Source organism: Bordetella genomosp. 7 (genome assembly GCF_002261415.1).
Classification (GTDB): domain Bacteria; phylum Pseudomonadota; class Gammaproteobacteria; order Burkholderiales; family Burkholderiaceae_B; genus Bordetella_A.
On record NZ_NEVI01000017.1, the window covers coordinates 277,869 to 300,694 of the forward strand.

The 22,826-nt window shown below is 67.0% G+C and carries 17 protein-coding genes and 1 tRNA gene; 4 read left to right on the forward strand and 14 right to left on the reverse strand.

The genetic code is table 11. From position 1 onward, the window contains the following. Positions 1-22: 22 nt before the first annotated feature. Genes CAL18_RS13030 through CAL18_RS13040 form a run of 4 tightly spaced genes read right to left on the reverse strand, consistent with a single transcriptional unit; the run spans position 23 to position 7,519 of the window. A complete protein-coding gene (locus CAL18_RS13030) occupies positions 23-3,457 on the reverse strand; it encodes a UvrD-helicase domain-containing protein (RefSeq protein WP_094818021.1) in 3,435 nt (1,144 codons plus the stop codon). Further along, a complete protein-coding gene (locus CAL18_RS13035) occupies positions 3,454-6,132 on the reverse strand; it encodes a PD-(D/E)XK nuclease family protein (RefSeq protein ID WP_094818123.1) in 2,679 nt (892 codons plus the stop codon). The genes CAL18_RS13030 and CAL18_RS13035 overlap by 4 nt, the downstream gene beginning before the upstream one ends. Before the next feature lie 52 nt (positions 6,133-6,184). Next, positions 6,185-6,316, reverse strand: a complete 132-nt coding sequence (locus CAL18_RS19945; RefSeq protein WP_269320888.1) for a hypothetical protein — start codon at positions 6,314-6,316, stop codon at positions 6,185-6,187. Positions 6,317-6,319: 3 nt separating this feature from the next. Then, positions 6,320-7,519 (reverse strand): MFS transporter, encoded by a 1,200-nt coding sequence (locus CAL18_RS13040; protein WP_094818022.1) that lies wholly within the window; start codon positions 7,517-7,519, stop codon positions 6,320-6,322. 188 nt (positions 7,520-7,707) lie between these two features. On the opposite strand from CAL18_RS13040, the gene CAL18_RS13045 reads away from it, so the two are divergent. Together CAL18_RS13045 and pbpG are read left to right on the forward strand one after the other, a co-directional pair. Then, positions 7,708-7,782: transfer RNA gene (locus CAL18_RS13045), tRNA-Arg, on the forward strand. A 153-nt stretch (positions 7,783-7,935) separates the two neighbouring features. Next, a complete protein-coding gene (pbpG, locus tag CAL18_RS20040; RefSeq protein ID WP_249278406.1) occupies positions 7,936-9,183 on the forward strand; it encodes a D-alanyl-D-alanine endopeptidase in 1,248 nt (415 codons plus the stop codon). Positions 9,184-9,204: 21 nt separating this feature from the next. Here pbpG and CAL18_RS13055 read toward each other — a convergent pair whose 3' ends face one another. From CAL18_RS13055 to CAL18_RS13075, 5 genes are all read right to left on the reverse strand, one after another. Next, a complete protein-coding gene (locus CAL18_RS13055; protein WP_026640050.1) occupies positions 9,205-9,585 on the reverse strand; it encodes a ribbon-helix-helix domain-containing protein in 381 nt (126 codons plus the stop codon). Between the two features lie 109 nt (positions 9,586-9,694). After that, positions 9,695-10,273 (reverse strand): DJ-1/PfpI family protein, encoded by a 579-nt coding sequence (locus CAL18_RS13060; protein ID WP_094797031.1) that lies wholly within the window; start codon positions 10,271-10,273, stop codon positions 9,695-9,697. Positions 10,274-10,454: 181 nt separating this feature from the next. Beyond that, positions 10,455-10,943, reverse strand: coding sequence for a Cys-tRNA(Pro) deacylase (gene ybaK / locus CAL18_RS13065; RefSeq protein ID WP_094818023.1), 489 nt, complete (start codon positions 10,941-10,943; stop codon positions 10,455-10,457). 72 nt (positions 10,944-11,015) lie between these two features. Continuing rightward, positions 11,016-11,960, reverse strand: a complete 945-nt coding sequence (gene xerD / locus CAL18_RS13070; protein ID WP_026640047.1) for a site-specific tyrosine recombinase XerD — start codon at positions 11,958-11,960, stop codon at positions 11,016-11,018. A 12-nt stretch (positions 11,961-11,972) separates the two neighbouring features. Next, positions 11,973-12,848, reverse strand: coding sequence for a LysR substrate-binding domain-containing protein (locus tag CAL18_RS13075; RefSeq protein WP_026640046.1), 876 nt, complete (start codon positions 12,846-12,848; stop codon positions 11,973-11,975). Positions 12,849-13,054: 206 nt separating this feature from the next. Here CAL18_RS13075 and CAL18_RS13080 point away from each other — a divergent pair, with 206 nt between their 5' ends. Together CAL18_RS13080 and CAL18_RS13085 are read left to right on the forward strand one after the other, a co-directional pair. Next, positions 13,055-14,752, forward strand: a complete 1,698-nt coding sequence (locus CAL18_RS13080) for a thiamine pyrophosphate-binding protein (RefSeq protein WP_026640045.1) — start codon at positions 13,055-13,057, stop codon at positions 14,750-14,752. Between the two features lie 44 nt (positions 14,753-14,796). Continuing rightward, positions 14,797-15,990, forward strand: a complete 1,194-nt coding sequence (locus tag CAL18_RS13085) for an acyl-CoA dehydrogenase (RefSeq protein WP_026640044.1) — start codon at positions 14,797-14,799, stop codon at positions 15,988-15,990. Positions 15,991-16,833: 843 nt separating this feature from the next. Here CAL18_RS13085 and CAL18_RS13090 read toward each other — a convergent pair. The 5 genes from CAL18_RS13090 to CAL18_RS13110 all read right to left on the reverse strand — a co-directional run bounded on the left by CAL18_RS13090 (position 16,834) and on the right by CAL18_RS13110 (position 22,790). Continuing rightward, positions 16,834-17,268 carry a MaoC family dehydratase gene (locus tag CAL18_RS13090; RefSeq protein ID WP_026640043.1) on the reverse strand — a complete coding sequence of 145 codons (435 nt, stop codon included), beginning with the start codon at positions 17,266-17,268 and terminating at the stop codon, positions 16,834-16,836. Positions 17,269-17,352: 84 nt separating this feature from the next. Then, complete coding sequence (gene boxA, locus CAL18_RS13095; RefSeq protein ID WP_094818024.1) at positions 17,353-18,594, reverse strand: benzoyl-CoA 2,3-epoxidase subunit BoxA; 1,242 nt, start codon at positions 18,592-18,594, stop codon at positions 17,353-17,355. A gap of 29 nt (positions 18,595-18,623) precedes the next feature. Further along, positions 18,624-20,051, reverse strand: a complete 1,428-nt coding sequence (gene boxB / locus CAL18_RS13100; RefSeq protein WP_026640041.1) for a benzoyl-CoA 2,3-epoxidase subunit BoxB — start codon at positions 20,049-20,051, stop codon at positions 18,624-18,626. Between the two features lie 70 nt (positions 20,052-20,121). Continuing rightward, the gene (boxC, locus tag CAL18_RS13105) at positions 20,122-21,780 is read right to left on the reverse strand and encodes a 2,3-epoxybenzoyl-CoA dihydrolase (protein WP_094818025.1); all 1,659 of its coding nucleotides are present in this window, start codon (positions 21,778-21,780) and stop codon (positions 20,122-20,124) included. 101 nt (positions 21,781-21,881) lie between these two features. Next, positions 21,882-22,790 carry a helix-turn-helix transcriptional regulator gene (locus CAL18_RS13110; protein ID WP_026640039.1) on the reverse strand — a complete coding sequence of 303 codons (909 nt, stop codon included), beginning with the start codon at positions 22,788-22,790 and terminating at the stop codon, positions 21,882-21,884. Between the last annotated feature and the right edge of the window lie 36 nt (positions 22,791-22,826).

Here is a 22,826-nt window from a genome sequence, read left to right on the forward strand (position 1 = left end):
CCGCCCGCCTGCCGCAGGCGCGCTAGATATCGATCCACAGGCGGGCGCGCGGAAAGTACAGCGCGGCGCGGGCCGGGCGCTGGTCCAGCGCCGTGACCTGCGCGCAATAGCGCCCCAACTGCTCGGCATGGCGCTCGCGCATGCGCGATGCAAACTGCTCGGGCAATTCGTCGGGATGCGGCCGCGCGGTTTTGTAGTCGACGATGAGCCAGCCGTCTTCGGTACTGAGCGCCAGGTCGATTACCGACACGCGCCCGGTGGCGTCGATCAGCGGCCATTCGCGCCGTGCCGCCGATTGCGACAGCAGCCAGCGCCCGCGCTCGTGCGCCAGCGTGGCCAGCAGGGTGTCCAGCACCGCCAGCGCGGCATCGGGCGCCTGCGCCGCCGGCAATCCCGCGCGGGTGAGCTGTTTTTGCATCACCGGCAGATAGCGGCGCAAGGCCTCGGCGGGCCAGGCGTCCACGCCGTCCTGGCCGATGCGGGCCAGCCACGCGTGGGCGAGTGTGCCGATTGCGGCATCGTGCGCGGTGTCGAGCTGCCATGACGGATGTTCGCCGCCTTGCGCCGGCGCCCCTATCGCGAAACCGGGATTGCCCGTTGCATGGCGTTGCTGATCCAGCGCCACGATGGCTTCACTGGCCAGGCGCCGCAAGGGCTCGCCCATTGACGCTGCTGCGGCATCGGCGGCGGGCGCGTCGTCCTGCCAGCCCGGCGGCGGGGACTTTTTGTCGGCCGGCAGCCATTCCCACAGGCGCCCCAGGAGGCTGGCGGGCGGCGGCGGCTTGGCCTGGCCCGTGGCGCGATCAACCACAACGTTGCCCACCAGGTGCAGGCGGTGGCGCGCGCGCGTGGCCGCAACGTAGAGCAGCCGGTCGGTCTCGTAGGCGGCGCGGCGTTTTTCGCGCAGGCCCAGATAACGTGAGACGGGATCGGCGTCTTTGTCGGCGCGAGGCTTTACCGGCCCGAACAGCACCCTTTCGCCCGTCTGCTCGAAGCTGACCAGCGGCGGGCGCTCGGCGCGAGGCGCTTTGTGCAGCCCGTAAAGAATGACCGTGTCGAACTGCAGCCCCTTGGATTTGTGCATGGTCATGATCTCGACCACGCCCGCATCATCGTCTGCCGCTTCGGGCGCGGCATACAGGCGCGCCAGCGCGGCATCCAGGCGCGCGGGGTCCAGGCCGCCATGCGGCGCCAGGCGTTCGACCAGCCGGAACAGGCTTTCGGCATCTTCGGCGGCGCTGGGACTGGCATACAGCGCCGGGCCGCCCAGCCTGCGCCAGAGCGATTCCAGCCATGCCGCAAGCGGCATGGCGCCGCTGGCGTTGGACGAGTCGAGCAGAATGGGCGCCACATGGCGCACCCGCGCGTACTCATCGGCCGCCAGCACCTGCCGGGCGCGGCAGGGCTGCACTTGCGGGGCATCCCACAGCGGCAGGCCCTGCCCCGCATTCACGGGCTGGGCGGCCGGCTGCGGCGCGCGCAGCGCATCGGCGAGCAACACCGGTACGGGCGTGGCCGGGTCGTGGCCGAACAGCGCATGCAACGAATGCAAGGTCAGCCCGCACCACGGCGCGCGCAGCACCGACAGCCAGGCCATGCGGTCCGCCGGGTGCGCCAGGGCGCGCAGCAATTGCACCAGATCCGACACCACATGGCGCTGGGCCAGTGGCACCAGGTCGACCGCCCGACAGCGGATGCCCGCCTGCGTCAGCTTGCGCACCAACTGGCCCAGGTGGCCGCGCGCCCGCACCAGAATGGCCACCGGATGGCGGCTGGCCGGGTCGCGCTCGTCCAGCGCGCGGCGCACCAGCTGAACGGTGAGCGCCTGGGCCGCGGCGTCGGCGCCGGCGGGCCCGTCGGCACTGAACGCAGGATGGAAACACACGGGCTCGCCGGGCAGCTGCTCATTGAAAGCCGCCGAATCGGTATACGCGATCGCGCCAGCCGCTGCGTCGTTGCGCGCGGGCAGCAGGCCCCGGAAGGTGGCGTTGACCCATTCCACCACGCCCGCCTGCGACCGGAAGTTATCGGTCAGTTGCAGGAAGGCGGGAGTGATTTCGCCCACCCCCTGCTCGGCCGCCTGCAGGAACAGCCCGACTTCCGCCTTGCGGAAGCGGTAGATCGACTGCATGGGGTCGCCCACCAGGAACAGCGTACGCCCGTCGTCCGGCTGCCAGCCGGCGGTCAGGGTGGCCAGCAGGTGGATCTGGGTAAGGCTGGTGTCCTGGAATTCGTCGATGAGCAAATGCCGGATCGACGCATCGAGCTTGAGCAGCAGTTCGCCGGGGTCATCGGCGCTGCCCAGCGCGTGCACGGCGCGTTGGGCAATTTCGATGAAATCGACTTCGCGCGTCTCGGCAAAGCGCAGGTGCAATTGCGCCACCGCGAGCTTCAAGGTCATCAGCTGCGCGCCGAGCACGCGCCATTGCGTATCGGTGAACTCGGCCGGCGGCACCGTGTCTACCGCATCCAGCATCCAGATCCAGGCCGCCTGCGGATCTGCGGCATCGAGCCACTGAGTAAGCGCCGTTTTGTGTGCGCACTTGGGCGGGAAGCCAAGATTCTTGTTGAGCGCGCGGCGCAGCTTGCCTTCGCCCGTAAGCAGCAGGCATCGCACGGCTTTCCATTTATCGAGTGCGGCGGCATGCGGCTCGAGCGGCTCGCTCCAGTCGCGCAAGGCGTCCAGCACATGCCCGGGCCCCGACTCGTCCAGTACCGCGGCGGCCATGCGGGCGGGCCCGCGCAGGGCGTCTTGCCAGCCCAGGGGCATGGCGCTGGCAAGCGCCCGCAGGTCTTCGCCGATGGCTTCGGCCAGGGCGTCCTGCAACGCCTCGCGGTCGCTGCCGCGCGAAAGCAGCGGCAGCCATTGGTCGCGCTGGCCCAGCATGGCGGCGATGGCTTCGACGGCGGCCTGGGTGTCGACGTCCAGGTGTGCAAGCAGGATGCGCACCGCTTCGAAGTCGTCGGCCAAGGCCACCGTGGCCCGTGCGGCGGCTTCGTAGTGCGCCTGCGCGTCGTCGGCAATGTCGGGCATGCCGCCAAGCTCGGACAGCCACGGCATGCCGCGCACCAGCCCCGCGCAGAACGAATCGATGGTGCGGATGGCCAGGCGGGCCGGGTGTTGCAGCAGCTTCCAGCCGAGTTCGTCATTGCGTTGCAACGCCGCGCGCGCCAGTTGCCAGCTGCGGCGGCCGTGCTCGGTGTCGGGCATGGGGCCGCCGCCGTCGCGCAGCTTGCCCAGCACCCGGGCGTGCATTTCCGATGCCGCCTTGCGGGTGAAGGTGATGGCCACGATTTCCTCGGGCCGGTTCACGGTGGCCAGCAATGCCAGGATGCGGTCGGTAAGCAGTTCGGTCTTGCCGGAACCGGCCGGCGCCTGCACCAGGAAGGAGGCGGACGGGTCCAGGGCGCGTGCGCGCGCCGCGTGGTCGGAAGGCTGGCGGGCGGATACCGTCATTCCGCGTCCTCGTCGTCTTCAAGATGCAGCCGCAGGAACGGCATGGCGTCGCAGTATTTCAAGTCGTTGGGGCTATAGACCACGTTGGCCGCGTATCCCGATGCGTATTCGTCGGCCAGGCTTTCGACGGCGGTGCGCCAGCGCAGCAGGATGTCGCGCCATTGCTGGCCCTCGAAACCCTTGCTGGCGTCGGCCATGCGCACGCCCTGCAGGCCCAGGTCGGCATCGGCCAGCCCCACGGCGGCAACCTGGCGCGCGTGCACCTGCGCCAGCACCAGCGCCGCCACGTCGGCGTCCGGCGTGTCGCCCGACAGCACCGAGGCGTAGAACGGCAATTGCAGGTTCACCGGCCGCGCACGCGCCCAGTCGGATTCCGGGTTGCCCGGCGCCATGCCTGTTTTGTAGTCGAGGATCACCGCGCGGCCATCGGCCAGCCGGTCCAGCCGGTCCAGGCGGACGGTAAGGGTGAGCGGGCCGCGCGACCATTGGTGGGTTTCTTCTACCTGCGCAACCTCGAAAGGCACCCGCTGGGCCTCCAGGTCGAACCAGTTCCACAGCACCGTGCCGGCGCGCTCGCACTCCAGTTCGCGCAGGGCGGGCGGATAGGCCTGCAGCTCTTCTTCGGCGGCCTGCTCTACCGCCTGCGCAAGCAGGGCCTGCAGCCGGCCTTGCCGCAGGGCTTCGTGCAGAGGGTCTTGCCCGGGCAGCATGCGCCATACAAGTTCCAGGGCACGGTGCAGGAATTGCCCACGCACATTCTGATTGGCGGCATCGGCATAATCGGCCAGGGCGCGGGCGCCGAGACGGTGGCGCACAAACGCCCACAGCGGGTTGCGCGCCTGGGTGTCGAGCACATCCAGCCCGCCCCTGGCGCCGGCGTGCGCCGCATCCGGCGCGACCGGGGCCAGCGCGGGGCCGCGCTCGTCGTCGAGCACCTGCTGCGGCAGCGGCGCCGCGGCCGGCGGGGCCGGCGCCTGCCATGCCATGGCCGGCACATCGGCGATCAATGGTGACGGGCGCAACTCGCGCTCTCCGTCCAGGTGGGCATGGCTGACGACGACTTCCGGGGCGCAACGGCACAACGCGGCGTACAGCGCCTCGGCCCACTGCCGTTCGCGCTCGGGCGTGGCGCGGGGCGCCCCCGTCTGACGCAGCACGTTCAGGGGCAGCAGCGGATTGGGCTGGGGCGTGGCGGGCAGCACATCGTCGGTAAGCCCGAGGATCCAGATGCCATCCCAGTGCCCGCCTTCGGCTTCGAGCAGGCCCAGTACGTCGAGCCGGGCCAGCGGATCGCGCTGGGGCTGGAATGCCGACGCGGCCGCCGCATTGGCGAGCAGGCGCACGGCGGCCCGGCCGTCCAGCGGCCCGGCGGCGGGAGCCAGCGCCGCATAGCGCCCCAGCAGTTCGCCAAAGGCTCCCATGACCTGGTAACCCACGCTATCCAGGGCGCGTTCGCCGGGGAACCCCAACGCCACCAGCGCCGCGCGGATGACGGGCATCCAGAGGTCGGCCGTGGCGGCATCGCCCGCCTGCTGCCAGATCTGCATGGCATGCGGCCACGCCGCGGCCAGCGCGGTGTCATCGGCCAGGTCGCGCTGCCAGCGCGCCGCGTCGATGCGGGCGCGGGCCTGGCGGCGCCAGCGGGCGTCGATGGCGGCCAGCCGCGCCAGATCCCGCCGGTCGCCGGCGCAATGGCCCGCGAGCAAAGCCGCGCCCAGCACCGGGGCGTCAGCCTCGCCCGCGTGTGCCATGTCGGCCAGCGCGCGCAGCCACGCGAGGGCGGCGCGCACGGCCGGCCATTCGGTCAGCGGCCGCCCCACCGCCACGTTGAATGCATGCCCGCCGGGCGCCAGGGCCTGGCCCACCACGCGCCGCGCGAACGGCGATTCGTCCTGAAGTTGGGCCGACACGATGGCGTAACGTCCGGTGGGCTGGCCAGCCAGCCGCTCGGCGGCCCAGGCAGCGGCGGCCCGCCATTCGGCGCCCCGGTCGGCCGCGCCGTAGCGCAGCGGCCGCGACGGCTCGCCCGCGGCTTCGCCCAGCCAGGCCAGGGCGGCGCCACCCCGTTCGAATGCCTGCAACAGCGTGGAAAACCGCGGCGAAATATCCGTAAAGCCCGCCAGCACCAGATGGCCGGGCGCGGCCAGCGAGCCCTGTTGCAGGGCCTGCACGACGCGCGCGTAAGCCAGGTTGGCGTCCTCGGCGTCGATGTCGGCGAGCCGCGCACGATAGCGGCGGCGCCAACGCGTAAAGCCCCGGTATTCGTCGGTGTCGGAACCCGGCGGCACCTGCAGGCGCCATTCGTCCATGAGTGAATCGGCATCCATCGCCAGCGCGGCGGCCTGCGCGGTATCGAGCAGCACGCGGCCGGCTTCTTCGGCGCCGATGGCATCGGCCCATACCATCTGCGCCGCGAAAGTATCCAGCCGATAGGCCGACAAGCCCGCGCCCGGCGTGAACGCCAGCGCGTCGGCCGATTCGGCGATCCAGGCGGCCAGCGGCAATACGCGCGGCAGTTCGCTGACCTGTCGCTCCCGGCGCAGTTGCGCGGCGAGATCCAGTGTCAGGCGCCGCGCGAGCCGGTTGTTCACGGTAAGCACGAGCGTATGCGCGGCCGGCAATTGGCCGGCCTGCTCCAGCGAAATCAGCGTGCGGGATGCCGGGGGGTAAGACATGTCGGGCATGGAGATGGCACAGAGCGCCAAGGATAACCGGACGGTACGGCGGTCAGAAGCCGCACATGGCGGCCAGCGTCTCCCAATTGAGGCGCAGGCCGGGCATGGTGTAACCCAGGAAGCCCAGCGCAAGCACGGCAACCAGGGCGATACCGCCCAGAATCCGCCAAGTCTTGCGCGCCATGGCTCAGGCCGCCTGGGGCACCCGCGGCGCGAGCGGCTGCTCGCGCACGGGCAGGCACAACAGCGCCGCCGCCACGGCCAGCGCCACGCCTATCCACCACATCAGATCGTAATTGCCCGTGCTGGCGTATATGTAGCCACCCAGCCAGACCCCGATGAAGCTGCCCACCTGGTGGCCCAGAAAGGCAATGCCCGAGAGCGTGGCGGCATAGCGCAGCCCGTAGATCTGCGCAATGAGCCCCTGGGTAAGCGGCACAGTGCCCAGCCAGAACAGGCCCATCCAGGCCGCGAACACGTACAGTACCCAGGGAGCCAGCGGCACCGCCAGCAGCAACAGCATGCCGAACGCGCGCAACCCGTACACACCGGCCAGCAGCAGTTTCTTGCTGTGGTGGCCGCCCAGCTTGCCGGCATAGAAAGAACCCACCACGTTGAACAAGCCGATCAGCGCGATGGCCGTGGCCCCGTGGCTGGCATTGAGCCCGCCATCGGTCACGTAGGCCGGCAGGTGCAGCGTGATGAAAGCCGTGTGGAAACCGCAGACAAAATAGCTGCCATAGAGAAAGTGGAAGGACGGATGCTGCATGGCCTGCCGCACCGCTGCCGACAAAGACTGCCCGCCGGCGTGCGCCCCCGGCTTGCCGCGCAGGAAGTAAGCCAGCGGCATGCCCGCGGCCACCAGCAGCGACAGCGCCCACAGTGCGCCCGTCCAGTCGAGGCCGCCGATCAGCAGCTGGCCGGCCGGCACCACCAGGAACTGCCCCATCGAACCGCCCGCGCTGGCAATGCCCATGGCCGTGCTGCGGTAGGCGGCCGGGACAGAACGCGCCACCACGGGCAGGATGACAGGGAAAGTGGTGCCGGCCTGACCCAGCCCCACCAGTACGCCGGCCGTCATGTACAGGCTGAATTCGTCGGTCGCGAAGCGCGTGCCTATCATGCCGGCCGCATACAGCAAGGCCCCCAGTGTCACGGTGCGGCCCGATCCGTAGCGGTCGGCGAGCATGCCCATCAGGATGCTGGCCCCGCCCCACACAAGATTCTGCAGGGCGAACGCCATGGAAAAGACATCGCGGCCCCAACCCTGGGCCAGCCCCATGGGTTGCATGAACAGGCCGAAAGTGGCGCGCACGCCCATGGCGAGCAGCACGACCAGCGTCCCCAGCAGCACGGTACGCAACGATATGGATTCGGGGTGGGACATCTGGCCTGCCTGGGAGTGGTTCGACATGCGGAAGACCCCGCACGGCGGGGATCGGCATCCGTGATGATATACAAGTCTGGCTCTTGTGGATGCCCCGCGGGCCCGCGCAACGCCGTACAGCGGCATAAGCCGATGCTAGAATTCCAATCTTGCCCGCAGCCTGCGCCCGGCTGCCGATCGCCTGGCAACTCGCCGTAGTTAAATGGATATAACCGGCCCCTCCTAAGGGTCAATTGGTGGTTCGATTCCACCCGGCGAGGCCATCCCCACCCCCGTGTTGCGCCCCGGCTATCGCGCCGACCCGCCCCACAGTTAAAAAAACTGTTTAAATCTGGCGCGTAACCCTATAATTCAACTGGATTTTTCCCGGCTCCGCTCAAGCCGCCCCCTCTTTCGCCATTTTCCCTGGTAGTGCTATGGTTTTTCGTTGGAAGCGCGTCTTCGCGGCCGCATTGGTACCGCTGACATTGGCACTGTCCGGGCTGGTGCCGGAAGCGGCGCTGGCAGCCAAGGCCGGCGACCCCTGCAAGGCCAATGCGAAATCGGCCGCCTGCAAGGCGGCCCGGGCCAAGACGTCCGTTTCCGGCACGGCCGCCAAGGCCGCGCCCAAGAAGGCCGCCGCCAGGCAAGGCGCCAACGCGAAAGCCACGGCCAAGAAAGCCACTGCCAAAAAGGCCACTGCAAAGAAAACCGCTACCAATAAGGCCGCTGCCAAAAAGGCCACTGCCAAGAAAACGTCCGGCACAAAGGCGGTAGCCAGCAAAGGCGCTTCCAGGAAAGGCGCCACCAAATCCAGGGCGACCAAGAAAACCAGCGTCGCCGCAAAATCCAAAACCGCCAAGACCGCCACTGCCCGCCAGCGCGCCAGCGTGGTGGCGGCTGCCGCCGCATCGTCGGCGGCATCGGTGCGAGCCGACATCGAAGCGCTGCGGTCCAGCACCGCCTACGTGCAAGACCTGGAAACCTCTACGGTGCTGTTCGCCAAGAACGACAACGTGGTGCGCCCCATTGCATCGATATCCAAGCTGATGACGGCCCTGGTGGTGGTGGACGCCCATCAGCCCATGGACGAAATGCTGGAAGTCACCGAAGAAGACATCGACACGCTCAAGCACACGTCGTCGCGCCTGACGGTGGGCACGCGGCTGAGCCGCGGCGATATGCTGCATCTTGCGCTGATGTCTTCGGAAAATCGCGCCGCCAATGCGCTGGGCCGCCATTACCCCGGCGGGCTGCCGGCGTTTGTGGAAGCCATGAACAGCAAGGCGCGCGCACTGGGCATGACCAGCACCCGCTTCACCGAGCCCACGGGCCTGTCCAGCCGCAATGTCTCGTCTCCGCGCGACCTGGCGCGCCTGCTGCGCGCCGCGTCGCAGCGTCCGCTGATACACCGCTATTCCACCGACGACCAGTACGAGGTCGACATCGGCAATCGCACGCAGGTGTTCCGCAACACCAACCTGCTGGTGCGCAAGTCCGACTGGGATATCAAGGTATCGAAAACCGGTTATATCAACGAGGCCGGCGAATGCCTGGTCATGCTGGCCCGCATCAACGGCCGCGACGTGGCCATGGTGCTGCTGGATTCACAAGGCAAGTTGTCGCGCATCGGCGATGCCGTGCGCCTGCGCCGCATTCTGCAAAGCGACGTGGCAATGCTCTAGGGCCTGGGCGCCCCGGCGCGATCAGGCAGCCACGCGCCGCGGCGGCGGGGTTTCCGGCAAGGCGTCGGGCAGCCCGGCCAGCACGGCGCGAGCATCCAGCGTGCGGATCGGCACCGCCACATCGACGGGAATGCGCCCGTCGGCCTGCAGTATCTCGTAGCGCAGGCAGCATACCCGCAAGAACGACGTGAAATTCGCCGCCTCGCCGCGATACTGGATCAGCTCGTCATAGAGCCGTTCGATCAGTTGGTTGACCCGCATGCCATCGCGCGTGGCGATTTCTTCCAGCACCGCCCAGAACAGCCGCTCGAGGCGCACGCTGGTGGCCACGCCGTGCAGGCGCAGCGAACGGGTTTCCGGCGCATATGAGTCGGGATGGGCACGAACGAAAATCTCGCACATGGCGCGGGCCTTTCATCAGTGGGCAGGACCCCACTGTACGATTGCGCGAGCTCTCGGTGCAAGCCGGCCGCGCGCGGCGGCGCACGCCCGAGCGCCGCGCGCAAGGGCATCAGTGGGTGATGGTCGTGCCCAGCACGGCGAGAAACTGCGCCAGCCATGCCGGGTGGGCCGGCCAGGCAGGCGCGGTGACCAGGTTGCCGTCGGTGTGCGCCTGGTCGATGGCGATTTCCGCGTAGGTGCCGCCTGCTGCCCGGACTTCGGGCGCGCACGCCGGGTAAGCCGAACATGTGCGCCCCGTCAGGATGCCTGCCGCCGCGAGTATCTGCGCACCGTGGCATACGGCCGCGATGGGCTTGCCGGCCTGGTCGAACTGCCGCACGATCTGCAAGACACGGTCGTTCAGGCGCAGGTATTCCGGCGCCCGGCCCCCGGGGATGACGAGCCCGTCGTACGCATCGGCATCGGCCTGCTCGAAATCGTAGTTCAGCGCGAAATTGTGCCCGCGCTTTTCGCTGTAGGTTTGCGCGCCTTCGAAATCGTGGATGGCGGTAGCGACGCTGTCGCCCGCCTTTTTGCCGGGGCACACGGCGTGCACGGTGTGCCCCACCGCCTGCAGCGCCTGGAAGGGCACCATGGTTTCGTAGTCTTCGGCGTAATCGCCCACCAGCATCAGCAGCTTCTTGCCCATATCCGTCTCCTGGTTGCGGGGCGGTGGCCGACTGCCGTGGCGACATCGCGCGACGCCCCTTGTGTTTACGTTGCAAGCCATATGCCCGCCAAGGCAGCACGGCTGCAAGTCTGGTACCGATCGGGCCATTGTGCGGCAATCGCTGCCGCGCGGGGTAGTAACGGAATACCGCAGACGCGGCTTATTCCAGCGCCACCGATACCGGCCTGGCCTGCAGCAGGTCGACCAGCGCCTGCGGCGCGATGCCGACCAGATAGCCGCGCCGCCCGCCGTTTATATAGATGAGAGGATATTCGAGCACCTGCGCTTGCACCCATACCGGCATGCGCTTGCGCGTGCCGAAGGGCGATGTGCCGCCGACCTGGTATCCGGAATGGCGCTGCGCGACCTCGGGATGGCAGGGCGCGACCTTTTTCAGCCCCGCCTGGCTCGCCAGGTTCTTGGTGGAGACTTCGCGGTCGCCGTGCATGATGACCACGAGCGGGCGGGCCGCTTCGTCTTCCATGATGAGCGTCTTGGCCACCAAATGCGGATCCAGGCCCAGCTGGCGCGCGGCCTCCTGCGCGCCGCCATGGTCGACGTAATCGTAGACGTGCTCGGTAAAGGGCACGTTGTGCCGCTTCAACATCTGCGTGGCGGGCGTTTCGGAAACGTGGCGGGCTTTGCTCATGGCGCGGGCCTGGCGCGTCGCGGCGGGTAGAGGAGCCCGTAGTGTAGGCATGCGCCACCCCACCGCGCAACGCTACGCGCGCGGATGGTGCGCGGCATGCAGGGCCTTGAGCCGTTCCCGGGCCACGTGCGTATAGATCTGCGTGGTGGAAATATCGGCGTGCCCCAGCAGCATCTGCACCACACGCAGATCGGCCCCGTGATTGAGCAGGTGCGTCGCGAACGCGTGGCGCAGCACGTGCGGCGACAGGGGCGCGCGCACGCCTGAAATCACCGCGTACTTCTTGATCAGTTGCCAGAAGGCCTGGCGCGTCATGGGCTCGGCGCGCGCGGTCAGGAACAGGGCATCGCTGGCCCGCCCGCCGGCCAGTTCGGGCCGCGCCTCGCGCAGGTACCGGTCGATCCAGTGCGCGGCCTCGGCGCCCAGCGGCACCAGGCGGTCTTTACCGCCCTTGCCCATCACCACCCTCACCACGCCTTCGTTCAGGCTGACCTCGAGCACCTTGATGTTGACCAGCTCGGACACCCGAAGCCCGGTTGCGTACAGCGTCTCGAGCATGGCCCGGTCGCGCAGGCCCCGCGCGCGGTTCAGGTCGGGCGCGCGCAACAGCGCCTCGACCTGCGCCTCGGTCAGCGTCTTGGGCATGCGCGGGGGCTGCCTGGCCGCGCTGAGCGTCAGGCAGGGGTCGCTCTGGCAGCGGTGCTCGCGCAACGCCCAGGCGTAAAAGCGCCGCAATGCCGCGAGCCGGCGATTGGCGGTGGTGGCGCGGCTGTCGGCATGGCGCGCGGCAAACCAGGCCTGGATATCGGCGGTGGTTGCGTCGCGCAGTTGGCCCGCAGCGGCCGCGCCCAGGTGCTCGGCCGGCGTTTCCAGCCATTGCGCGAAGGCGGTTAGGTCGCGGCGGTAAGCGGCCAGGGTATTGGCCGCCAGCCCGTCTTCGAGCCACACGGCATCGATGAAGGCGTCGATATCGGCTTGCGAAGCCAGCGGAACATCTGTGTGGTGCGGCACAGGCATGGATTCTACGGATCAGGCCGTGGACTTCAACCAGGTCTCGAAAACGCGCAGCGCGTCGGGCCGGTCGTCGCTTTGCGGATAACCGAAGTAATAACCCTGCCCCACCGATAGCACCTGGGCGACGGGCTGCACCAGCACGCCCGCCTGCAGCGCCGGCTGCGCCAGAAAGTGCGGCACCAGCCCCACCCCCAGGCCCGCCTGGGCGGCCGCCAGCACCATGGTGAACAACTCATAGCGCGGCCCGCCGGCCGCCTGGGGCCCGTAGGCCAGGCCCTGCGCGTTGTACCACTGGCGCCAGGCCTCGGGACGCGAACTCAAGTGCAGGTGGGTCAGGCCGGCCAGGCCATCGTCGGGCTGGCGCGGCAACGATGGCGCGCATACCGGCACCAGCTCTTTCTCGGGAAACAGCAACACCCCCTGGGTGCCGGGCCAGATCCCGCTGGCGTGATACAGGGCGCCATCGAACGGCTGGTCCTTGAACTGGAACGGCAGCGTGCGCACCGACAGGCTGACCGTAATGTCCGGATGTAGGCGATGGAAATCCGCCAGACGCGGTATCAGCCAGGTAGTGGCCAGGGTGGGCACGACGGCAATGTGGATGCTGCGTCCCATGCCGGTGCGGCTGACCAGGCCGAACGTGTCTTTTTCGATCTGTTCCAGGTGATGCCGTATGCGGCCCGCGTACTCGGCCCCGTGGTCCGTGAGCACGATGCGCCGCCGCACGCGGGTGAACAGCTGCACGCCCAGGCGCTCTTCCAGGCTGGCCACCTGCCGGTACACCGCGCTGTGCGTCAGCGCCAGCTCTTCGGCGGCTCGCGAAAAGCTGCCCAGCCGGGCCGATGCCTCGAAAGCCTGCAATGCGCTAAGGTTGGGAATGCCGTTTCTCATGTCATGGGAAGATAGCTGCGCGGCGCCAGGCCGACGGCTGGCCGCGCGGAAACACGCGGCTTGCGGGCGACGTGCCCGCAGGTCACTATATTGTGCAATTTTATCAATTGCCTTGTGCAGGCAAGGAACATTATGCTCGACAGCTTGCATTCCGCCCACCGTGGCGGAATTTCGCGGCTGACCAAGGCTTGTATTACCGGTTCATTATGACGAATCCCTCTTCACCCCCCCGCGCGCCCCGGCTGGGCGGACACATTCTGGTCGACCAACTGGCCGCCCACGGCGTCAAGCATGTTTTCTGCGTGCCCGGCGAAAGCTACCTGGCCGTACTGGACGGCCTGCATGACGCCAGCATCGAAGTCACGGTGTGCCGCCAGGAAGGCGGCGCGGCCATGATGGCCGACGCCCATGGCAAGCTGACCGGCGAGCCCGGCATCTGCATGGTGACGCGCGGCCCGGGCGCGGCCAACGCACTGGCAGGCGTGCACATCGCCAAGCAGGACTCCGCGCCGATGATCCTGTTCGTGGGCCAGATCGAACGAGGTATGCGCGAGCGCGAAGCGTTCCAGGAAATGGACTACCGCGCCGTGTTCGGCACGCAGGCCAAGTGGGTCACCGAAATCGACCAGATCGAACGCATTCCCGAACTTATCTCGCGCGCCTTCCATGTCGCGACGTCGGGCCGCCCCGGTCCGGTGGTGATTGCGCTGCCCGAAGACATGCTCACCGAGACGGCCAGCGTGCCCGACGCGCCGCGCTACGAAGTGATCGACGCCGCGCCCGCAGCGGGCCAGCTCGACGAACTGCAGCAATTGCTCGCGCAGGCGCAGGCCCCCGTGGCCATCCTGGGCGGCACGCGCTGGAACGCCCAGTCCGTGGCTCAGTTTGCCGATTTCGCGCAGCGGCTGTCCTTGCCCACGGCGGTGTCGTTCCGCCGCCAGATGCTGTTTCCGGCCGACCACCCCTGCTTTATCGGCGACGTCGGCCTGGGCATCAACCCTGCGCTGGCCAAGCGGGTGGCCGATGCCGACCTGATCCTGCTCGTGGGCGGACGCATGTCCGAAAACCCCAGCCAGGCTTACACCCTGCTCGACATCCCGGTGCCGCGCCAGAAGCTGGTGCACGTACACCCCGACAGCGCCGAACTGGGCCGCGTATACCGTCCCACCCTGGCGATCAACACCTCGCCGGCCGCCTTCGCGGCGGCGCTGGCGGGCGTGCAGAGTCCGGCGCAGCCCGCCTGGGCCGCCGGCACGCCGGCCATGCGGCAGTCTTACCTGGACTGGAGCGATCCCGCCAAAGTGCGCACGCCGGGCGCCCTGCAAATGGGCGAAGTCATGGCATACCTGGAACGCACCCTGCCGGCCGACGCCATCATGACCAACGGCGCGGGCAACTACGCCACCTGGCTGCACCGCTTCCACCGCTTTACGCGTTACGGCACACAACTGGCGCCTACGTCGGGCTCGATGGGCTACGGCCTGCCGGCGGCCGTCGGCGCCAAGCGCGTGCAACCGGATAAAACCGTGGTTTGCTTCGCCGGCGACGGCTGCTTCATGATGCATGGCCAGGAATTTGCCACGGCGGTGCAGTACCAGTTGCCCATCATCGTGGTGCTGGTCGACAACGGCATGTACGGCACCATCCGCATGCACCAGGAAAAACACTATCCCGGCCGTGTATCGGCCACCGCGCTGCAGAACCCCGATTTCGCCGCCTACGCCCAGGCCTTTGGCGGCTACGGCGAGCGCGTCGAGACCACCGAGCAGTTCGGCCCCGCCTTCGAGCGCGCCGTGGCCAGCGGCAAGCCCGCCATCCTGCATTGCCTGATCGACCCGGAAACCATCACCCCGTCGACCACGCTGGAAAAAATTCGCGAATCGGCGCTGCAAGCCCGCAAATAAGCGGCCGCAGCGCCCACCCCTACCCTTACATACCGGAGACCTTCATGTCGTCGAACCCCACCTTCCATTGGCAAGACCCGCTGCTGCTGGACCAGCAGCTTACCGACGAAGAGCGCATGGTGCGCGACGCGGCCGTGGCCTATGCGCAAGACAAACTGGCGCCGCGCGTGCTCAACGCCTTCCGCAACGAACAGACCGATCCCGAGATCTTCGCCGAAATGGGCGAACTGGGCCTGCTGGGCGCCACCATTCCGTCCGAATACGGCGGCGCCGGCCTGAACTACGTCAGCTACGGCTTGATCGCCCGTGAAGTCGAGCGCGTGGATTCCGGTTATCGCTCGATGATGAGCGTGCAGTCGTCGCTGGTGATGGTGCCCATCAACGAATTCGGCAGCGAAGCCCAGAAGCAGAAATACCTGCCCAAGCTCGCCCGCGGCGAATGGATCGGCTGCTTCGGCCTGACCGAACCCAACCACGGCTCCGACCCCAACGGCATGGAAACCCGCGCCGTGCAGGTCGACGGCGGCTACAAGCTGTCGGGCAACAAAATGTGGATCACCAACTCCCCCATCGCCGACGTCTTCGTCGTATGGGCCAAATGCGTGGGCGGCGAATTCGACGGCAAGATCCGCGGCTTCATCCTGGAAAAAGGCATGAAGGGCCTGTCCGCCCCCGCCATCCACGGCAAGGTCGGCCTGCGCGCCTCGATCACCGGTGAAATCGTCATGGATGAAGTCGAAGTTTCGGCCGACCAGATGCTGCCCAACGTCACCGGCCTGCGCGGCCCCTTCACCTGCCTGAACTCGGCCCGCTACGGCATCGCCTGGGGCGCCCTGGGCGCCGCCGAAGCCTGCTGGCACACCGCGCGCCAGTACACCCTGGACCGCAAGCAATTCGGCCGCCCCCTGGCCGCCAACCAGCTCATCCAGAAAAAGCTGGCCGACATGCAGACCGAAATCACGCTGGGGCTGCAAGGCTGCCTGCGCCTGGGCCGCATGAAAGACGAAGGCAGCGCCGCGGTCGAAATCACGTCCATCATGAAGCGCAATTCGTGCGGCAAGGCGCTGGACATCGCCCGCATGGCCCGCGACATGCTGGGCGGCAACGGCATCTCCGACGAATTCGGCGTCGCCCGCCACCTGGTCAACCTGGAAGTCGTCAACACCTACGAAGGCACCCACGACGTGCACGCCCTCATCCTGGGCCGCGCCCAGACCGGCATCCAGGCCTTCTACTAAACCGGCCGCCGCCTTGTAAAAACCGGGTCCTGTAGTGGGGCCCGGTTTTTTTTGGACATGCGGCATACCAGGACGTTTAAAGAAGCGGGTGGGTGGCATCTCGGTGTCAGACACCCTTCGGGAGTCAGACACCTGGCGAATAGCGCAGGGGGTGCCGGCAGCGGGGGGCATCTCGGTGTCAGACACCCTTCGGGAGTCAGACACCTGGCGAATAGCGCGGGGGGCTTGCCGGCAGCGGGGGTATCTCGGTGTCTGACACCCTTTGGGTGTCTGACACCTGGCGAATAGCGCGGGGGCTTGCCGGCAGCGGGGGGCATCTCGGTGTCTGACACCCTTTGGGTGTCTGACACCTGCCAAGTCTGCAGATCCACGTCTCTGTCTTGAAGCCGGCAGCAGAACACCGATCCGACGCTAGAATCGCACCGCTTCGAGGCCTGCCTGACACAGTCCCGCGCCGTGTGGGCTTGCGGGGCGGCGCGTTGGGCGGCGGGGCAGCCGGCGCAGCCGGCCGAGGGCGCCTGCATGCGCCCGAGCCCGGCGCACGTGCGGCGCCCTGCAAGCCCACACGGCGCGGGACGGCGCCAGAACCGAACAACGTCCCGGGTTACTGCTGATGTCTCGGTGTCAGACACCCTTCGGGAGTCAGACACCTGACGGCGACGCCGGAACCGAACAACGTCCCGGGTTATTGCTGATGTCTCGGTGTCAGACACCCTTCGGGAGTCAGACACCTGACGCGGCGCCAGAACCGAACAACGTTCCGGGTTACTGCCGATGTCCCGGTGTCAGACACCCTTCGGGAGTCAGACACCTGACGAAGAACCGAACAACGGCCTGGGGCGATCAGCTCAAATCGAACAAGCTCGTGGCGTCCAGCTCCAGCACCGCTTCATCATGCTGGTTGATCACCACCCACGCCCACGAAATAATCCCCAGGTCATCGCGCGTCGTAGAGCGGCGCACCCCTTGCACACGCGCCCGCAACCGCAGCGTATCGCCCGGCCGCACCGGCACGCGCCAGCGCACCTGCCCCAGCCCCGGCGAGCCGAAAGACTCGGAATCATGCAGCGCCGCTTCCACAGCCAGCCGCATCGCCAGCGCACAGGTATGCCAGCCACTGGCAATCAACCCGCCCCAGCGGCCTTGCTTCGCGCGCTCTACATCAGTATGGAACCATTGCGGATCGTACTGGCGTGCAAACGTCAGAATCTCGGCCTCGGTCACCACCACAGGGCCGCCGTGAATGATCATCCCTTCCTTGAATTCCGCGAACTTCATGATGAACTTCTCAAAAAAGAACGGCGTGCCGTGGCACGCCTGAACGTCACAGGGTAGCCGGGCGCCGGGCCGCGCCCTACGGGGCTAATACGTCTCGAAGTGCAGCCGCCCTTCGCGGCGCAACACATCATGCAGGATAGTCCAATCCTGCCCGCCTTGCACCACCACATCCCGCAACGCCTCCAGCACCCCCGCTTCCATGCCCTTCAACCCGCATACATAAATGCAAGTATCCGGGTCGGCCAGCAAATCGCGGACATCGCCGGCGCGCTCACGGATAAGATCCTGCACATAGCGGCGCGGCTGCCGCGGCTCGCGCGACAGCGCCAGATTGATATCGATAAAGTCACGCGGCAACTTCATCAACGGCCCGAAATACGGCAGCTCGCGCTGCGTGCGCGCCCCGAAAAACAGCATCAGGCGCCCGTTGGTGCCACGCGCGATCCGGCGCCGATAGCGTTCCGTCATCGCCCGCATCGGCGCCGAACCCGTGCCCGTACAGATCATCATCAGGTTCGCACCGGCATGATTGGGCATCAAAAACGTATGCCCGAAAGGCCCGATCACCCGCACCGTATCGTTGCGGGCGAGGTCGCACAGATAGTTCGAGCATACGCCATGCACCGGCTGTCCGGCATGATCATGCGTTACGCGCTTTACCGTCAGCGACAGGTTGTTGTAGCCCGCGCGTTCGCCGTCGCGCGGACTGGCCAGCGAATACTGGCGAGCGTGATGCGCGCGGCCCTGCGCATCGGTTCCCGGCGGCAGGATCCCGATCGACTGGCCTTCCAGCACGGGAAACGGCACATTGCCGAAATCCAGCACAATGTGGTGAATGTCGCTGTCCGTGTCCTCGTCCGTCACGCGATAATTGCCCACCACCGTGGCGACGGCCGGCGCCTTGTGCGTGTACAGGTTTACATACGGGTGCGCGGCCGACCAGGGCGGCACCGCAGCCCCCGCTGCCGGCGCCGCCACCACGGCCCCGGTAACGTCCCCGTCTGCAATCGCCGCTACCTGCGCGGGCTCGCCCGCCGCGTCCGCCGGCAGCGGCTTCTCTGCGGGCAGCTCATCCCAGCCGAACTGCTCCTGCAAACTGTACGCCTGCGCGCGCGGCACCAGCCGCCAATTGTCGATCGACCCGGTGGGGCAAGGCGGCACGCAGGCCATGCAGCCATTGCAGATATCCGGGTCGACCACATAGTTGTTGCCATCGTGGGTAATGGCATCAATAGGGCAAGTTTCCTCGCACGTATTGCAGCGGATGCAGACCTCGGGGTCGATGAGATGCTGCCTGAGCACTTCGGGCGGCAAGCGCGCATTCATGGCCGGGCTCCTATCGTGACGCGCATGCGCTAGTTGAAACGCACATACTCGAAATTCACCGGCTGGCGGTTCACCCCCATTACCGGCGGCGCGATCCAATTGGCGAACTTGCCCGGCTCTGCCACCCGCCCCATCAGCGAAGCCACGAAAGCCCTGTCTTGCGCGGTGGGCAGCCACTTGTGGCTGTTTGCCTGCCATTGCTCTTCGGAAAGCACATCGCCTTCGGGCGACACGCGTATGCCTGCCAGCGTGCCGATCTGGCGGTTGAACGCCTTGTGCGGCACCGTCAGCCGGAACGGCAACCCGCTCTTCTCGATAACCTTGTTCCAGCGCCCCACGCCCGCGTTCGAATCGCGGATGAAGTCATCGCGCAGCACCTCGTTCAACGCGTTGAGCATGGGCACCTCCACTTCGCGCAGCCGCCCGCCGTCCACAGTCAACACGCGGTAGGTGTCGTTCTTGAGCTGGTGGTCGTCATTGCGCTTGCTTTCCTCGTAGCGGCCTTTCAGGCCCGAGCTGTAGAAAATGGCTGCGTTGGAAGACTGGTCGGCGCCGAACAGATCGATGGTGACGCTGTAGTGAAAATTCAAATAGCGCTGGATGGTCGGCAGGTCGATCACTCCGGCGGCGCGCACGGTGGCCGGATCGTCGGTCTTGAGCTGCTTCATCACTTCGCAGGTGCGCTGGATGATGCGCGACACGCCCGACTCGCCCACAAACATGTGGTGCGCTTCTTCCGTCAGCATGAACTTGGTTGTGCGCGCCAGCGGGTCAAAGCCGGATTCGGCCAGCGCACACAGCTGGAACTTGCCGTCCCGGTCGGTAAAGTACGTGAACATATAGAACGCCAGCCAGTCGGGCGTTCTCTCGTTGAACGCCCCCAGGATGCGCGGGTTGTCGGCGTCGCCCGAACTGCGCTCGAGCAGCGCGTCGGCCTCTTCGCGCCCGTCGCGGCCGAAGTACCGGTGCAGCAGATAAACCATGGCCCACAGGTGCCTGCCCTCTTCCACATTGATCTGGAAAAGATTGCGCAGGTCATACTGCGACGGCGCCGTCATGCCCAGGTGGCGCTGCTGCTCGATGGACGCGGGCTCGGTGTCGCCTTGCGTCACGATGATGCGGCGCAGGTTGGCGCGATGCTCGCCAGGCACGTCCTGCCATACGTCCCGGCCCAGGTTCTCGCCAAAGTGGATCTTGCGCTGCCCGTCCTGCGGGGCCAGGAAGATGCCCCAGCGGTAGTCGGGCATCTTGACGTAATCAAAGTGCGCCCAGCCGTCGGGCTCGACGCTGACCGCCGTGCGCAGATAGACATCAAAATCGTGCGAGCCGTCCGGGCCCATGTCCTGCCACCATTGCAGGTAGTTGGGTTGCCAGTGCTCCAGCGCGCGTTGCAGCGCGCGGTCGCCCGACAGGTTGACGTTGTTGGGGATTTTGTCCGTGTAGTTGATGCCTGACATGTCTGCTCTCTCTCCTTGGTGGGGCGGCCCCTGCGGCCCGCCCGGGCGGTTCCGGAAACACCAGCCGGCGCTAGACGCGGTTCCAGTCGAACGCGGCCTGCTCGCCTTTGCCATATAGCTTCAAAGCGCCTTTTTCGCCGGCCGCATTGGGACGGTTGAAAATCCAGTTCTGCCATGCCGTCAAACGGCCGAAGATGCGCGTTTCCATGCTTTCGCGTCCGCCGAAGCGCAGGTTGGCCTCCAGGCCGGTCAGGGCGTCCGGCGACAGGGCGCGCCGTTCTTCCAGGGCCAGACGCACTTCGTCATCCCAATCGATGCTGTCGGGCGCGAAGGTCACCAGGCCCAGTTCGAGCGCGCGCGCAGCGGGCAGCGGCTGTCCGGCCGCCGCCCGCACGGCTTCCAGCGGCAGTGTTTCTTCATAAAACCGCCGCTGCAGGCGGGTCTGGCCGTTCAACAGCGGATACGCGCCGAAGTTGCGGTCGCTGACGACGATCTGCGCGGGCGCGTCGGCGTCTTCATCGTCCAGCATGTAGATGCGGTCGGCGGCCAGCGCCAGTTCGAACAAGGTGCCGGCAAAGCACGAGCCCGGTTCGATCAGCGCGAAGATCGACCGCGACGTCACGTCCAGCCGCGCCAGCGTGCGCCGCAACAGCCCGGCAGTCTCGCGCACGAACCAGTGGTCGGCGTGCTGCTGCAGCGCGGCGTCGGCGTCCAGCACTCGCGCAATATCCCCTTCGGTCTTGAACACCCACGTTCCCAGGTCCGGTTCGTTGGCGCGCAGGTTCAGGATCGCGTCATCCAGTTCGCGCGCCATCTGCAGGGGCCACCACGCCGCGCCGGCTTCAACAATGGCATCGATGTCCTGCTCTACCTCGCTTTGCGGGCCGCGTATTGTCCAGGTGGCCAGCCGGCGCGAGCGGTCCAGCGTCACCTGTACATGCTGGTACGACAACCGGTCATCGGCAATGGTGCGCGACAGCGGCGTCAGGCTGACGCCGCGCGCGTGCGCCGGGCGATCGCTCTGTTCGGCAAGCGCGGCGGCGCGCGCGCGCACCGCCGCATCGAACTGGGCAGGCTTGACCACATGGTCCACCAGGCGCCAATCCTTGGCGCGCTGGCCGCGCACGCCTTCTACCAGCGTGCAGAAAATGTCGGCCAGGTCGTGCCGCACGCGGCGCTTGTCGGTAACGCGGGTCAGTCCGCCGGTGCCGGGCAACACGCCCAGCAGCGGAACCTCGGGCAAAGCCACCGCCGAAGAACGGTCATCCACCAGGAAGATCTCGTCGCAAGCCAGCGCCAGCTCGTAGCCCCCGCCCGCGCAGGCGCCATTGAGCGCCGCCACGAACTTCAGGCCGCTGTGCCGGCTCGAATCTTCGATGCCGTTGCGCGTTTCGTTGGTGAACTTGCAGAAGTTCACCTTCCAGGCATGCGACGACAGCCCCAGCATGAAGATGTTGGCGCCCGAGCAGAACACGCGGTCTTTCAGGCTGGTGATCACGACGGTGCGAACTTCGGGATGCTCGAAGCGGATGCGCTGCAGCGCATCGTGCAGCTCAATGTCCACCCCCAGGTCGTAAGAGTTCAGCTTCAGCTTGTAGCCGGGCCGCAGCCCGCCGTTTTCATCCACGTCCATCGCCAGTGTGGCGATTGCGCCATCAAAACTCAGCTTCCAGTGCCGGTAGCGGCTGGGGTCCGTCTGGAAATCCACGCGGGGGGCGGAGCTGCTCATGCTTGTCTCCTGCATATGAACAATACTGCAGTTAATGAATTAAAGTGCAGATTAGTGCACAAAAAAACGCCCGTCAAGCGGGCGATGCATAAAAATGCAGATCAGAGCGGCAGGCCGCAAGCCTTGCGCACACTGGTACGCAGGCCGCCGAAGCTTTCCTGCAAGCTGATATTGCTGGTGTCCCAGGTAAGGTCGGCCTTGGCGTAGAAGGCTTCGCGTCCGGCCAGGATACGCTTGAGATCGGCCATGGCTTCGTTGTTACCCGACATGGGCCGGAAATCGCCCTGCGCCATGACGCGCGACATATGCTCGTCGGGCGTCGCGCGCAGCCACACGGTGTAGCAATGCGTCAGCAGCAGGTTCAGGGTGGCCGGTTCGGATACCAGGCCGCCCGGCGTTGCCAGCACCATTTCGGGATAGATCTGCACCGCCTCTTCGAGCGCGCGCCGTTCGTAGCGCCGGTAGGCATTGGGCCCATACAGCGCGTGGATTTCAAGGATGCTGCAGCCGGCCACTCTTTCGATTTCACGGTTGAGCTCGACGAACGGATAGCCCAGGTCATCGGCCAGCATCTGGCCCAGCGTGGACTTGCCGGCGCCGCGCAGGCCGATCAGCGCGACGCGCTGGAAGCGGTTGGGCCGCTGGGCGCCGCCGCCCACGCCGAACAATTGCACCAGGGCTTCGCGCGCGCGTTGCAAGTCCGACTCGGTGCGTCCGCTGAGCAGTTCGCGGATCAGCAGCCAGTCGGGCGATTCGGTGGTGACGTCGCCCACCAGTTCGGCCAGGGCGCAGTTGAATGCGCGGGCGATCTGCAGCAACACCAGTATTGAAGCATTGCCGACGCCATGTTCCAGATTGGCAAGATGCCGCTCGGACACCCCCGTGGCCTGCGACAGGCTCTTGCGCGTCATGCCGCGAATGGCGCGCAGGCGCCGGACCCGTTCGCCCAGAGCCACCAGAAACGGCTCGCGGCGGGTTTCTGGCGATTCCTTGTCTAGCGCTTGGATCATGCTGTTTGAACTCCGAGGAAACCCTGACTTTCGCAG

Excerpts from the sequence above, each read along its gene's own strand:
- CAL18_RS13030 (WP_094818021.1), bottom strand. The coding sequence starts at position 3,457 with ATGACGGTATCCGCCCGCCAGCCTTCCGACCACGCGGCGCGCGCACGC.
- CAL18_RS13035 (WP_094818123.1), bottom strand. The coding sequence starts at position 6,132 with ATGTCTTACCCCCCGGCATCCCGCACGCTGATTTCGCTGGAGCAGGCC.
- CAL18_RS19945 (WP_269320888.1), bottom strand. The coding sequence starts at position 6,316 with ATGGCGCGCAAGACTTGGCGGATTCTGGGCGGTATCGCCCTGGTTGCC.
- CAL18_RS13040 (WP_094818022.1), bottom strand. The coding sequence starts at position 7,519 with ATGTCCCACCCCGAATCCATATCGTTGCGTACCGTGCTGCTGGGGACG.
- pbpG (WP_249278406.1), top strand. The coding sequence starts at position 7,936 with ATGGTTTTTCGTTGGAAGCGCGTCTTCGCGGCCGCATTGGTACCGCTG.
- CAL18_RS13055 (WP_026640050.1), bottom strand. The coding sequence starts at position 9,585 with ATGTGCGAGATTTTCGTTCGTGCCCATCCCGACTCATATGCGCCGGAA.
- CAL18_RS13060 (WP_094797031.1), bottom strand. The coding sequence starts at position 10,273 with ATGGGCAAGAAGCTGCTGATGCTGGTGGGCGATTACGCCGAAGACTAC.
- ybaK (WP_094818023.1), bottom strand. The coding sequence starts at position 10,943 with ATGAGCAAAGCCCGCCACGTTTCCGAAACGCCCGCCACGCAGATGTTG.
- xerD (WP_026640047.1), bottom strand. The coding sequence starts at position 11,960 with ATGCCTGTGCCGCACCACACAGATGTTCCGCTGGCTTCGCAAGCCGAT.
- CAL18_RS13075 (WP_026640046.1), bottom strand. The coding sequence starts at position 12,848 with ATGAGAAACGGCATTCCCAACCTTAGCGCATTGCAGGCTTTCGAGGCA.
- CAL18_RS13080 (WP_026640045.1), top strand. The coding sequence starts at position 13,055 with ATGACGAATCCCTCTTCACCCCCCCGCGCGCCCCGGCTGGGCGGACAC.
- CAL18_RS13085 (WP_026640044.1), top strand. The coding sequence starts at position 14,797 with ATGTCGTCGAACCCCACCTTCCATTGGCAAGACCCGCTGCTGCTGGAC.
- CAL18_RS13090 (WP_026640043.1), bottom strand. The coding sequence starts at position 17,268 with ATGAAGTTCGCGGAATTCAAGGAAGGGATGATCATTCACGGCGGCCCT.
- boxA (WP_094818024.1), bottom strand. The coding sequence starts at position 18,594 with ATGAATGCGCGCTTGCCGCCCGAAGTGCTCAGGCAGCATCTCATCGAC.
- boxB (WP_026640041.1), bottom strand. The coding sequence starts at position 20,051 with ATGTCAGGCATCAACTACACGGACAAAATCCCCAACAACGTCAACCTG.
- boxC (WP_094818025.1), bottom strand. The coding sequence starts at position 21,780 with ATGAGCAGCTCCGCCCCCCGCGTGGATTTCCAGACGGACCCCAGCCGC.
- CAL18_RS13110 (WP_026640039.1), bottom strand. The coding sequence starts at position 22,790 with ATGATCCAAGCGCTAGACAAGGAATCGCCAGAAACCCGCCGCGAGCCG.